Below are 12,232 nucleotides of genomic sequence, written 5' to 3'. Positions count from 1 at the left end.
ACCGAAAAGCCGGAATAACTTCTGCCGGGTGCCAGCAAGCAACCGCGCGGCCCATCGGGCCGCCCTCCGTGTGGCCGTACTCGCCGATTCCGACACCCGCTGGAAATGGGGAGCGCTCACCGCGCGCCGCCTTTCCCCGGAACCGGACTCCGTCCACCTGACCGGATACCTGCTCCGCGGCCGGGCCACGCCCACCGCGCGCCAGCTCGGCGAGGTCGGGGTCCGGGCGGACCGGCTCACCGAAGTCACCTGCGCGGGATTCCTCGCCGAACTGTCGGCGCCGGAGCGGGAACCCCGCGACCGATACGACGTGGTGGTCCTCGCCCTGGTCGGCGGCGCCGTCCAGGCCGTCCTGCACGGGGCCCGCGCCCTGTGGCCGGAGCCGGCCGAGAGGCCGGCGTTCGTCACCGGGTACGTCGGAGTCGTCTACGAGAAGCTCGCCGACGGCCTGCTGCTGCGCCACGGGGCCGACCTGGTCCTCGCCAACTCCCGCCACGACGCCGGACGGTTCCGCGCGGTCTACGAGGGGGTCGGCGCCGACGCCGGGGCCGTCGTGGAAACCGCCCTCCCCTTCCTCGCGCCGGCCGACGCGGACGGGTACGAGCCCGTGGGGAACACGGCCCACCGGGTGGTCTTCGCGGTCCAGCCGTCCGTGCCGGACGCCCGCGCGGACCGTACGTACCTGCTGCGCCGCGCCGTGGAACACGCCCGGCTGCACCCCGGGCGCGAGGTGCTGATCAAACTGCGCAGCCGCCCGGGGGAGCACACCACGCACTTGGAGGAGCTCCCGTACCAGCGCCTCGCGGAGCAGCTCCCCGGCGGCCTGCCCTCCAACTGCCGTCTGGTGTACGGGAACATGGGCGAGGTCCTGGACACCACGGACCTGCTGGTCACCGTCTCCTCCACGGCGGCCCTGGAATCCCTCCACCGGGGCATCCCGACGGCCGTCCTGACCGACCTCGGCGTCCGCGAGACCCTCGGCAACCACCACTTCCTGGGCTCCGGCTGCCTGGCCTCCTGGACCCAGCTCGACGCGGGCCTGCTCCCGAAGGCGGATCCGGAGTGGCTGGCGGCCCAGGGCGTGGGCGCACCGGCGATCCCGGCGGTCTCCGCTGCTCCGGCTGCTCCGGCTGCCCTGGCGGGCTCGGCTGCCCCGGCTGCCCCGGCAGCCCCGGCTGCCCCGGCTGCCCCGGCTGCCCCGGCTGCCCCGGCTGCCCCGGCTGCCCCGGCTGCCCCGGCTGCCCCCGCAGCCCCGGCGCCCGGACCTGCCGCGGACTCCGGAGGGCACGACCCCTACACCGCCGCGCGGGCACGCCTCGCGAAGCTGCTGGACGGGGCCCCGCTCCCGCCCGTGGCGCCGTACTACACCCAGGACACCGCGCCGGGATACCTGCCGGGGATCCTGGCCAGGCACCATCTCGGCCCCGACGGGCACCCGTTGCCCGGCGCGGCCCGGACCGGCGCCGAGGGGTCCCGGCTGCGCCGCCGGCTCCGCGCCCACCTGCGCGAAGCCGCCCGGGGCGCCTACCGCCACGGCGTCCAGCGCGTCGCGCCGGTGATCCGCCGCCTGGGGGAGTTGTGAGCCCCCGCCCGGCCCGAGCAGTGACGCGCGCCGCCGTCGCGCGCGCCGCCGCCACACGAGCCGCTGCCGCCACACGGGCCGCAGCTACGCCCGCCGCTGCCATGCCCGCCGCACCGACACGCGCCGCAGCTCCGCCCGCAGCCGTCGACTTCGCCGCCGTCCCCGCCCCGGCCGCCGCGGGGTCCCTCCGCGAGGCCCGCGCCGTGCCCAGGGTGCTCGCCGTGATCCCCGCACGCGGGGGGTCCAAGGGCGTGCCCGGGAAGAACCTGGCCGACGTCGGCGGGATGCCGCTCGTGGTCCGGGCCGTCAGGGCCTGCCTGGGGGCCGCGACCGTCACCGACGTCCTGGTGTCCACCGACTCCGAGGCCATCGGCGACGCCGCCCGCGGGGCCGGGGCCGTGGTGCTGCGGCGGCCCGCCGGGATCTCCGGGGACACCGCCACCAGCGAGGCCGCCCTGCTGCACGCGCTCGACGCCTTCGAGGAGCTGCACTCCGTCACCGTCGACGTGGTCCTCCTCGTCCAGTGCACCAGCCCCTTCGTCACCGCCTCCGACGTGGAGTCCGTCGCCGCCGCCGTCGCGTCCGGCGCCGCCGACTCCGCGCTCACCGCGGCCCCCTTCCACGGCTTCCTCTGGCGGGCGGCGCCCGACGGCTCCGGGACCGGGGTCAACCACGACACCTCGTACCGCCCCCGCCGCCAGGACCGCCCCCAGGACCTCCTGGAGACCGGCGCCGCCTACGCCATGGACGCCGCCGGGTTCCGCACCGCCCGCCACCGGTTCTTCGGGCGGACCGTCCCGGTCGCCACCGACCCGGCGCGGGTGCTGGAGATCGACGACCCCCACGACCTGGCCCGCGCCCGCGCCCTCGTCCCCGTACTCGCCCCGCTCGCCGCACCGGCCCGCACACCCCTCCCGGCCCCGGTCACCCCCTCGCTCCACACCCCGACCCCCACCCCAGTGCCCGCACCTCCTCGTACACCCCACGCTCCGAAGGACAGCCCTGCCATGACGGTCACCCCCGCCCCCCGCCTCCGTACCTTCGGCTCCCGCACCGCCGGACCGGGCCACCCCGTCTACGTCGTCGGCGAGATCGGCATCAACCACAACGGCGACCTCGGCAACGCCCTCGCCCTCATCGACGCCGCCGCCGAAGCCGGCTGCGACGCCGTGAAGTTCCAGAAGCGCACCCCCGAGATCTGCACCCCCCGCGACCAGTGGGACATCGAGCGCGACACCCCCTGGGGCCGGATGACCTACATCGACTACCGCCACCGCGTGGAGTTCGGCGAGAGCGAGTACCGCGCCATCGACGAGCACTGCGCCAAGCGCGGCATCGACTGGTTCGCCTCTCCGTGGGACACCGAGGCCGTCGCCTTCCTGGAGAAGTTCGACGTCCCCGCCCACAAGGTCGCCTCCGCCTCGCTGACCGACGACGAGCTGCTGCGCGCGCTGCGCTCCACCGGCCGCACCGTCGTCCTCTCCACCGGCATGTCCACCCCGAAGCAGATCCGGCACGCGGTGGAGGTGCTCGGCAGCGACAACATCCTTCTCTGCCACGCCACTTCGACGTACCCGGCCAAGGCCGAGGAGCTCAACCTGCGGGTCATCAACACCCTGCGGGAGGAGTACCCGAACGTCCCGATCGGCTACTCCGGCCACGAGACGGGCCTGCAGACCACCCTGGCCGCCGTGGCCCTCGGCGCCGCCTTCGTGGAACGCCACATCACCCTCGACCGCGCGATGTGGGGCTCCGACCAGGCCGCCTCCGTCGAGCCGGGCGGCCTGACCCGCCTGGTCCGCGACATCCGCACCATCGAGACCGCGCTGGGCGACGGCGTCAAGCGGGTCTACGAGTCCGAGCTCGGCCCGATGAAGAAGCTCCGCCGCGTCCAGGGAGAGCTCGCCACCGTCTGAGTTCTCGACGCCCGCCCCGCGCCGCTCGGCCCTGGCGGGCCTCCCGGGCTTCGGGGCGCTGCGCCGGACACCGTCCGGCGGCACGCCGGCCGTGGCCGCACCCGTCCCCTCCACCCTCTGACGAGGAGCACCTGGTGACCCCCTCAGCCCCCGCCCCGACGCTGGCCTTCGTGGAGAGCCCGGTCCAGCTCCTCAACGTCCTGGAGTGGGCGCACGCCCGGGGCGCCGGCCGGCTCCTCGGAGTCGTCCCGCGCCAGCCGGCCCGCGGCGGCGGGACCGATCCCGGTCCGGCCGGGGAGGCCGGGGTGGCCGCACCGGCCGCCCCGCAGGACCTGCGGATCGTCGTGCTCCCGCCCACCGACCCCATGTCCCGGGGGCAGCTGCGCCGGATGGCGGGGCTGGCCCGGGACGAGGGGCACGAGGTGCGTTGGCAGGAGGCCCGCGGCGGCCGGTTCGCGCCGGTCAAGGCCTTCGCCGCGCTCGCGCGGGAGGTGCGGGCGGCCGAGCGGGTGGTGATAGGGGATCCGTTCTCCCGCTACGTGCAGCTCCTGCTCACCCTCGTCCGGGCCGAGGAGCTCGTCGTGGTCGACGACGGCACCGCGACCATGGAGTTCGTCGCCCAGACGGCCCGCGGCGAGCGCCTCGTGCGCTGGCACCGGGTCGGCGGCGGGGGCCTCCCGGGCCGACTGCGCGAGCTGGCGTACGCGCCGGTCTCGGCGACGGCCCGGCGGCGGTTCACCCCGGGCCCGGACGGCCGTCGCCGCGTCGAGGTGTTCAGCTCGATGCCGGTCACCGCACACAGCGGGATGACCGTCCGGCTCAACGACTTCGCGTGGACCCGGGCCCGTTTCGGCCCGCCCCGGCTGACCAAGGGCACCGACCTGGTCGGAACCTCGCTGGTGGAGACCGGCGTGGTCGACCCGGACCGCTATCTGGAGGCGGTGCGCGCCCTGACCCTGGAACACGGCGCGACCCGCTACTTCGCCCACCGCCGGGAATCCCCGGAGAAGCTGCGCGTCCTGAGCGAGGCGACGGGGCTGGAGATCGTACGTCCGGACCTGCCGCTGGAGCTGATCGCCCGGCGGGGCCCGGTCGGCCGGACGATCGTCAGCTTTCCGTCCACGGTCGTCCACACCCTGCCGTACGCGCTGATCGGCACCGGCGTGACCGTGGCCGTATGCGATGTCGATCCGAGCTGGCTCACCCCGTCGGCTTCGGAGCGGGCCCGCGGTTTCCTCGCCGGAGTCACCGACACCGCCCGTGATGTGCACAGACTTCCAGCTCAGACGGCTTCGGCGGCCGGATGAGTGCAGAGTTAAGCGCGCGAGTTTACCCGCGCCTTCATCCGGTCATGCGTCCAGAGGCCGGGTTTCTTTCCCCTAACGGCATGAACTTTTTGTGATCTCCAGCCAGTTGACCCATGGGTGGGCCTACCCTTAAACGGGTGAACCAGTTGATGTCCCGCGAGTCCCAGACCGCCCTGCCCGGCACGCCCGACCGGCCCGAGCTGCCCGGCAAGCTTCCGGACCACCTGCGTGCCGAACTGATCGCCTTCCGCCGGGACTTGCACATGCATCCCGAGCTAGGACACCAGGAGTTCCGCACCACGGCGGCGATCAAGGCCCGGCTGGAGAAAGCGGGCCTGCGCCCGAGGGTGCTGAAGTCGGGCACCGGGCTCATCTGTGACGTCGGCACCTGGGACGGCGTACGTCCCATGCTGGCCTTGCGCGCGGACATCGACGCCCTGCCCATCCCGGATGCCAAGACGCACGTCTCGTACCGCTCCACCGTCCCGGACCGCGCCCACGCCTGCGGCCACGACGTGCACACCACCGTGGTGCTCGGCGCCGGCCTCGTCCTCGCCGAGCTCGACCGCCGGGGCGAGCTGCCCCGGCCGGTGCGGCTGCTCTTCCAGCCCGCCGAGGAGGTGCTGCCCGGCGGCGCCACCGAGGCCATCGACTCCGGGGTGCTGGACGGCGTGGGCAAGATCATCGCCCTGCACTGCGACCCCCGGGTCGACGCCGGCCGCATCGGCCTGCGCACCGGGCCCATCACCTCGGCCTGCGACCGGCTGGAGGTCACCCTCGAGGGCCCCGGCGGGCACACCGCCCGTCCGCACCTGACCACCGACATGGTGACGGCGGCCGCCCGGCTCGCCCTCGACCTGCCGGCGCTGCTGACCAAGCGGATGGACGCCCGCTCGGGCATGTCGGTCACCTGGGGCCGGATCGAGGCCGGGCACGCCTGCAACGTCATCCCGATGCACGCGGAACTGTCCGGAACCGTTCGGTGCCTGGACCTGGCTTCCTGGCACGAGGCGCCCGACCAGATCCACGCGATCATCGACGAGATCGCCTCGATGCACCGGGCCAAGTCGGAGATCACCTACGTGCGCGGGGTGCCTCCGGTCGTCAACGATCCGGTGGTCACCGAACTGCTCCGCGAGGCGATGAGCGCCCGGCGCGGGGCCGACTCGGTCGAGGACACCGAGCAGAGCCTGGGCGGCGAGGACTTCTCCTGGTACCTGGAGCACGTCCCCGGAGCCATGGCGCGCCTGGGCGTCCGCAAGCCGGGGGACACGGCGAAGCGGGATCTGCACCGGGGTGATTTTGACGTCGACGAGACCGCGATCGGGGTCGGCGTGGAGTTCTTCACGGCCGCGGCCCTGCTCGACGGCAAGCCGCTCGAAGGGCGACGCGCCAGGCTCGCGGGGTCGGCCGGGTAGAAGTTCTTACAACATCGGCGGTTGATCCGGCGGACGCGTCCAGCCCTTGGTACACATGGGTCGGGCGCGTCGGCTGTTACTGATCGGTCACTGTCTGGTTCACGACGATCCGATAACGACTCATGAACGGGCCTTTAACTGACATCTACGCGCGTTACGATCTCGGCGAAACCAGCGCCGGTCGTGGCGCTTCGGTCAGGTTTTGAAGGAGCCTCCCCTTGCGCCGGATCACCAGGATCGCCACCGTGGGCCTCGCGTCCGCCGCGCTGGCCCTCTCGGCCACCGCCTGCGGTGGTAAGAAGTCCTCCGACTCGTCTTCCTCCGCGTCCTCCTCCTCGGAGAAGTCCGCCGCCATCGCGTACGACATCGGTGGCCGCGGCGACCAGTCGTTCAACGACGCCGCCTACGAGGGTCTGCACAAGGCCGAGACGGACCTCAAGATCAAGGGCGCCCAGGCGGAGCCCACCGACGGCGAGGGCGAGGCCGACAAGGTCCAGCGCCTCACCGAGCTGGCCCGCAAGGGCAACAACCCGGTCATCGGCGTCGGCTTCGCCTACGCGCCGGCCATCAAGAAGGTCGCCGAGAAGTTCCCGGACACCACCTTCGGCATCATCGACGACACCTCGGTGCAGGCGAAGAACATCGCCAACCTGGTCTTCAACGAGGAGCAGGGCTCCTACCTGGCCGGCGTCGCCGCCGCCAAGGCGTCCAAGACCGGCACGGTCGGCTTCATCGGCGGTGTCGAGGTTCCGCTGATCAAGAAGTTCGAGGCCGGCTTCGCGCAGGGCGTCAAGGACACCAACCCGAACGCCAAGGTGCTCGTCCAGTACCTGACGCAGCCGCCGAACTTCGACGGCTTCGCCAAGCCCGACCTGGGCAAGGCCGCGGCCGAGGGTCAGCTCGACAAGGGCGCCGACGTGATCTACTCGGCCGCCGGTCTGGCCGGCTCCGGTGCCATCGAGGCCGCGTCCGCCAAGGGCAAGTGGTCCATCGGCGTCGACTCGGACCAGTACAACCAGGCCGGTCTGGCGAAGTACAAGGACTTCATCCTGACCTCGGTCACCAAGGACGTCTCCGACTCGGTCTACAACCTGATCAAGTCGGTCCAGGACGGCAAGCCCCAGTCCGGTGAGGTCCGCTACGGCCTGGACAAGGACGGCGTCGGCCTGGCCGACTCCAACCCGAAGTACAAGGAGATGACCGACCTCGTCGCCGCGGTCGACAAGGCGAAGGCCGACATCATCGCCAAGAAGATCGAGGTCAAGACCGCGCCGTAAGGCCTGGTCCGACCCGCTGTACACGTGATACCCGGGGTCCGGGAAGCGGTCTCATCGCTCCCGGGCCCCGGCCCGTGTCACGTGGTTTGATGTGATCTTGTGGCCGGTTGGCCGCAAGTTTTCACTTTCGACAGTGCTACGCGCGTAGAAGCATCGTGGACGCGATACTTTCTCCCCCCGCCCTGTCCCCTCCCTGTCTTCGCTCCTTCCGCGCCAAGGAGAGTGCGTCATCAACGCGTCCAGCCCGCCCCCCGCCGTAGAACTGCACGGCATCACCAAGCGCTTCCCCGGCGTCGTCGCCAACAAGGACATCGCGATCACCGTCCGCAAGGGCACGGTCCACGCCCTCGTCGGCGAGAACGGCGCCGGCAAGTCGACGCTGATGAAGATCCTCTACGGCATGCAGAAGCCGGACGAGGGCACCATCGCCATCGATGGGGAGCAGGTCTCCTTCAGCAGCCCCGGCGATGCCATCGCCCGCGGCATCGGCATGGTGCACCAGCACTTCATGCTCGCCGACAACCTCACCGTCCTGGAGAACGTGGTCCTCGGCGGCGAGAAGCTCTACGGCATCGGCGCGAAGGCCCGTAAGAAGATCAAGGAGATCTCGGACGCGTACGGCCTCGGCGTGCGCCCCGACGCCCTGATCGAGGACCTCGGCGTCGCCGACCGCCAGCGCGTGGAGATCCTCAAGGTCCTCTACCGCGGCGCGAAGATCCTCATCCTCGACGAGCCGACCGCGGTCCTCGTGCCGCAGGAGGTCGACGCGCTCTTCGACAACCTGCGCGAGCTCAAGTCCGAGGGCCTGACCGTCATCTTCATCTCGCACAAGCTGGGCGAGGTCCTGAAGGTCGCCGACGACATCACCGTCATCCGGCGCGGCACCACGGTCGGCACCGCCGACCCGCGCACCACCACGACCAAGCAGCTCGCCGAGCTGATGGTCGGCTCCGAGCTGCCCTCCCCGGAGACCCGCGAGTCCACGGTGACCACCGTCCCGATGCTCCAGGTCGAGCGGCTGACCGTCGCCGAGGGCGGCGCGCCCGTCGTCACCGAGGACACCGCGCGCACGCCGGGCCTGCCGGACGCCAACCTGCGCGAGAACACGGTCGCCGGACGCCTGCTGCTCGACGGGATCAGCTTCACGATCCACAAGGGCGAGATCCTCGGCATCGCGGGCGTCGAGGGCAACGGCCAGACCGAGCTGATCGAGGCCCTCATGGGCATGATGACCCCCGACGCGGGCGTCATCACCCTCGACGGCAAGGACATCACCAAGTCCCCGGTGCGCAAGCGCCGCGAGGGCGGCATCGGCTACATCCCCGAGGACCGTCACCGGCACGGTCTGCTGCTGGAGTCCTCCCTCTGGGAGAACCGCATCCTCGGCCACGTCACCGAAGCCCCCAACTCCAAGCGCGGCATCATCGACCCGAAGGCCGCCCGCAAGGACACCGAGCGGATCGTGCGCGAGTACGACGTCCGCACGCCCGGCATCGAGGTCACCGCGGCCTCGCTCTCCGGCGGCAACCAGCAGAAGCTGATCGTCGGCCGCGAGATGAGCCACAACCCGAAGTTCCTCATCGCCGCCCACCCCACCCGCGGTGTGGACGTCGGTGCGCAGGCGCAGATCTGGGACGCGATCCGCGAGGCCCGCCGCGAAGGCCTGGCGGTCCTGCTGATCTCCGCCGACCTGGACGAGCTCATCGGCCTGTCCGACACCCTGCGCGTCATCTACCGCGGCCGCCTTGTCGCGGACGCCGACCCCGCGACCGTGACCCCCGAGGAGCTCGGCACCGCCATGACGGGCGCTGCATCCGGGCACCTCGACGCCACCGACGCCACCGACAACCGCTCCGACGCCGGCACGGATGCCCGTACCGACTCCCCGGAGGACGAGGCCCGATGAAGAAACTCGACAAGGACCGGCTGCTCCTCGGCTTCGCCGGGCCCGCGCTCGCGCTGGTCACCGCCTTCCTGCTGACCATGGTCGTCCTGGCGGCGACGGGTGTGGACCCGATCGAACCGCTGCGGCTCATGGTGGAGAACGCGGGCTACGAGGACGTCCAGGTCCTCATCGTCAACCAGGCCGGTACGTACTACCTGGCGGCCCTGGCCGTGGCCATCGGCTTCCGGATGAACCTCTTCAACATCGGCGTCGACGGCCAGTACCGGCTCGCGGCGATGCTGTCGGCGGTCGTCGGCGCGGCGGTCTCGCTGCCCGGCCCGCTGCACATCCTGCTGATCGTGATCGTCGCCATGCTGGTCGGTGCCTTCTGGGCCGGCATCGCGGGCATCCTGAAGGCCAAGCGCGGAGTCAGCGAGGTCGTCTCGACGATCATGCTGAACGCGATCGCCACCAGCCTGATCGCCTGGCTGATCCTGCCGAAGAACCTCGGCGTCCAGCCCCAGGGCTCGAACGACCTGACCACCGGCGAGATCGCGAAGTCGGGCTGGTTCCCGGCGATCTCCCTCGGTGACGGCCTGGAGATCTACGGCTTCACCTTCATCGCCTTCGCGCTGGGCATCGTCTACTGGTTCGTCCTGGGCCGCACCCGCTTCGGCTTCGACCTGCGCGCCACCGGCGCCAGCGAGTCCGCCGCGCAGGCCTCCGGTGTGGACGCCAAGAAGATGATCATCACCTCGATGCTCATCTCCGGCGCCGTCGCCGGTCTCGCCGGCATGCCGGTGCTGCTGGGCGAGAGCCACACGTACAGCCTGTCCTTCCCGGTCGGTGTCGGCTTCACCGGCATCACCATCGCGCTGCTCGGCCGCAACCACCCGGTCGGCATCTTCTTCGCCGCGTTCCTGATGGCCTTCATCGACAAGGCCTCGGCCTCGCTCGACACGGCCGGGTACGCGAAGGAGATCGGCACGATCATGAAGGGCCTGATCGTGATCGCGGTCGTCGTCTCCTACGAGCTCGTCCGCCGTTACGGGATCCGACGCCAGCAGCAGAAGGTCGGCGAGGAGCTGGCCGCAGGCCACGCCATCACGACCGAGAAGGAGGTCTCGGCGTGAGCACCAGCACCGTTTCCGCGACCAGCGCCGCGCCCAAGAAGCAGGGCGGACGCACCAAGCTCACCCTCCCGTGGATCATGCTGATCATCGCGGGCGGCCTCGCGCTCGTCTCGCTGGTCCGCGTGATCAGCGGCGCGGACGACCTGACCTCCATCGGCCAGGTCTCCGGAGCGCTCTCCCTCGCCGTGCCGATCGGCCTCGCCGGCCTCGGCGGCCTGTGGGCCGAGCGCGCGGGCGTCGTCAACATCGGCCTCGAGGGCATGATGATCCTCGGCACCTGGTTCGGTGCCTGGGCCGGCTACCAGTGGGGCCCCTGGACCGGCGTCGTCGCCGGTCTGATCGGCGGCGCCATCGGCGGCCTGCTGCACGCGATCATCACGGTCACCTTCAACGTGAACCACATCGTCTCCGGTGTGGCCATCAACATCCTGGCGCTGGGCTTCACCCAGTACCTGTCGAACTTCACGTTCGCCGAGGCGCCCGGCGGCTCCTCCAAGCAGTCCCCGCGCGTCGAGCCGATCTACGAGATCACCGTGCCGGGGTTGTCGGACTGGATGGCGACCCTCCAGGGCAAGCACTGGTTCTTCATCTCGGACGTCGCGGGCGTCGTGGGCGGCCTGGTCACAGGCCTGTCGCTGCTGACCGTCGTCGCGCTGCTGCTGATCCCCGGCACCTGGTGGGTGCTGTGGCGCACCACCTTCGGCCTGCGGCTGCGCTCCTGCGGCGAGAACCCCGTCGCCGCCGAATCCCTCGGCGTCAACGTCTACAAGTACAAGTACATCGCCGTGATCGTCTCGGGCGCCCTCGCGGGCCTGGGCGGCGCGTTCCTGTCGATCGTGGCCAGCCCGATCTACCAGGAGGGCCAGACCGGCGGCCGCGGCTACATCGGCCTCGCCGCGATGATCTTCGGCAACTGGATGCCGGGCGGCATGGCACTGGGCGCCGGCCTGTTCGGCTTCACCGACAGCCTCAAGCTGCGCGGCGGTGCCGAGAACGTCCACGCGATGCTGCTGCTCATCGCGATCCTGCTCGTCCTGGTCGTCGCCTGGCAGCTGTACAAGAAGCGCTACGTCCCGGCCGGTGTCTCGGCGGTCTTCGCCGTGCTGCTGTTCCTCTGGTACGCGCTCACGGACCAGGTGCCCAGCCAGTTCGTCGACGCCGCCCCGTACCTGACCACGCTGCTGGTGCTCGCGCTGTCCGCGCAGCGCCTGCGGATGCCGAAGGCGGACGGCATGCCGTACCGCAAGGGCCAGGGCAAGTGACGGCCGCTCCCGACTGGGAGGCGCTGCGCGAGGCCGCCCGGGAGGCCATGTCCCGGGCGTACGCCCCGTACTCGGGCTTCCCGGTCGGCGTCGCGGCGCTGGTCGACGACGGCCGCACCGTCGTCGGCTGCAACGTCGAGAACGCCAGCTACGGACTCGGCCTGTGCGCCGAATGCGGGCTGGTCTCCTCCCTCCAGGCCACGGGCGGCGGCCGCCTCACGCACTTCACGTGCGTGGACGGCAAGGGCGAGATCCTCGTCCCCTGCGGTCGCTGCCGGCAGCTCCTCTTCGAGTTCGGCGGCGCCGAGCTCCAGGTGGAGACGCCGGAAGGCGTCCTGCCGCTCTCCGCGATGCTGCCGCAGGCCTTCGGGCCGGACCATCTGAGATAGCCGTGCCGACGGCCCTCCGCCCTGCCGGGCGGGGGGCCGCCGTCCTTCCACCAGTCCCTGGCG

The 12,232-nt window shown here is 71.6% G+C and carries 9 protein-coding genes and 1 pseudogene; all 10 read left to right on the top strand.

Going from position 1 to position 12,232, the window contains the following annotated elements:
• Nucleotides 1-28 precede the first annotated feature (28 nt).
• The 10 genes and pseudogenes from ACE1OC_RS16035 to ACE1OC_RS15990 all read left to right on the top strand — a co-directional run bounded on the left by ACE1OC_RS16035 (nucleotide 29) and on the right by ACE1OC_RS15990 (nucleotide 12,169).
• Nucleotides 29-1,582, top strand: coding sequence for a DUF6716 putative glycosyltransferase (locus tag ACE1OC_RS16035; RefSeq protein WP_407837599.1), 1,554 nt, complete (start codon nucleotides 29-31; stop codon nucleotides 1,580-1,582).
• 101 nt (nucleotides 1,583-1,683) lie between these two features.
• Nucleotides 1,684-2,157, top strand: a pseudogene (locus ACE1OC_RS16030) (cytidylyltransferase domain-containing protein); the annotation flags it as partial.
• 432 nt (nucleotides 2,158-2,589) lie between these two features.
• Complete coding sequence (locus tag ACE1OC_RS16025; RefSeq protein ID WP_407841577.1) at nucleotides 2,590-3,498, top strand: N-acetylneuraminate synthase family protein; 909 nt, start codon at nucleotides 2,590-2,592, stop codon at nucleotides 3,496-3,498.
• 134 nt (nucleotides 3,499-3,632) lie between these two features.
• The gene (locus ACE1OC_RS16020) at nucleotides 3,633-4,805 is read left to right on the top strand and encodes a hypothetical protein (protein WP_407837598.1); all 1,173 of its coding nucleotides are present in this window, start codon (nucleotides 3,633-3,635) and stop codon (nucleotides 4,803-4,805) included.
• Nucleotides 4,806-4,954: 149 nt separating this feature from the next.
• Nucleotides 4,955-6,223, top strand: coding sequence for an amidohydrolase (locus tag ACE1OC_RS16015; protein ID WP_407841576.1), 1,269 nt, complete (start codon nucleotides 4,955-4,957; stop codon nucleotides 6,221-6,223).
• Between the two features lie 218 nt (nucleotides 6,224-6,441).
• On the top strand, nucleotides 6,442-7,500 hold the full coding sequence (locus ACE1OC_RS16010) for a BMP family lipoprotein (protein WP_407837597.1): 1,059 nt from the start codon (nucleotides 6,442-6,444) through the stop codon (nucleotides 7,498-7,500).
• 262 nt (nucleotides 7,501-7,762) lie between these two features.
• Entirely contained in the window at nucleotides 7,763-9,406 is a 1,644-nt protein-coding gene (locus tag ACE1OC_RS16005) for an ABC transporter ATP-binding protein (protein ID WP_407841575.1), read from the top strand.
• The gene (locus ACE1OC_RS16000; RefSeq protein WP_407837596.1) at nucleotides 9,403-10,518 is read left to right on the top strand and encodes an ABC transporter permease; all 1,116 of its coding nucleotides are present in this window, start codon (nucleotides 9,403-9,405) and stop codon (nucleotides 10,516-10,518) included. The genes ACE1OC_RS16005 and ACE1OC_RS16000 overlap by 4 nt, the downstream gene beginning before the upstream one ends.
• Nucleotides 10,515-11,780: an ABC transporter permease gene (locus tag ACE1OC_RS15995; RefSeq protein WP_274549183.1), complete on the top strand. Its 1,266-nt coding sequence runs from the start codon at nucleotides 10,515-10,517 to the stop codon at nucleotides 11,778-11,780. Before ACE1OC_RS16000 ends, ACE1OC_RS15995 begins: the two co-directional genes overlap by 4 nt.
• On the top strand, nucleotides 11,777-12,169 hold the full coding sequence (locus ACE1OC_RS15990; protein ID WP_243333749.1) for a cytidine deaminase: 393 nt from the start codon (nucleotides 11,777-11,779) through the stop codon (nucleotides 12,167-12,169). Before ACE1OC_RS15995 ends, ACE1OC_RS15990 begins: the two co-directional genes overlap by 4 nt.
• The last annotated feature ends 63 nt before the right edge of the window (nucleotides 12,170-12,232 follow it).

This window comes from Streptomyces stoeckheimensis (genome assembly GCF_045822005.1).
GTDB lineage: Bacteria > Actinomycetota > Actinomycetes > Streptomycetales > Streptomycetaceae > Streptomyces > Streptomyces stoeckheimensis.
This window is presented reverse-complemented; position numbering and strand designations above follow the sequence as displayed.

Bases quoted from the DNA above. Each gene is read 5' to 3' on its own strand.
- ACE1OC_RS16025 (WP_407841577.1), top strand. From the start codon at position 2,590: ATGACGGTCACCCCCGCCCCCCGCCTCCGTACCTTCGGCTCCCGCACC.
- ACE1OC_RS16015 (WP_407841576.1), top strand. From the start codon at position 4,955: ATGTCCCGCGAGTCCCAGACCGCCCTGCCCGGCACGCCCGACCGGCCC.
- ACE1OC_RS16000 (WP_407837596.1), top strand. From the start codon at position 9,403: ATGAAGAAACTCGACAAGGACCGGCTGCTCCTCGGCTTCGCCGGGCCC.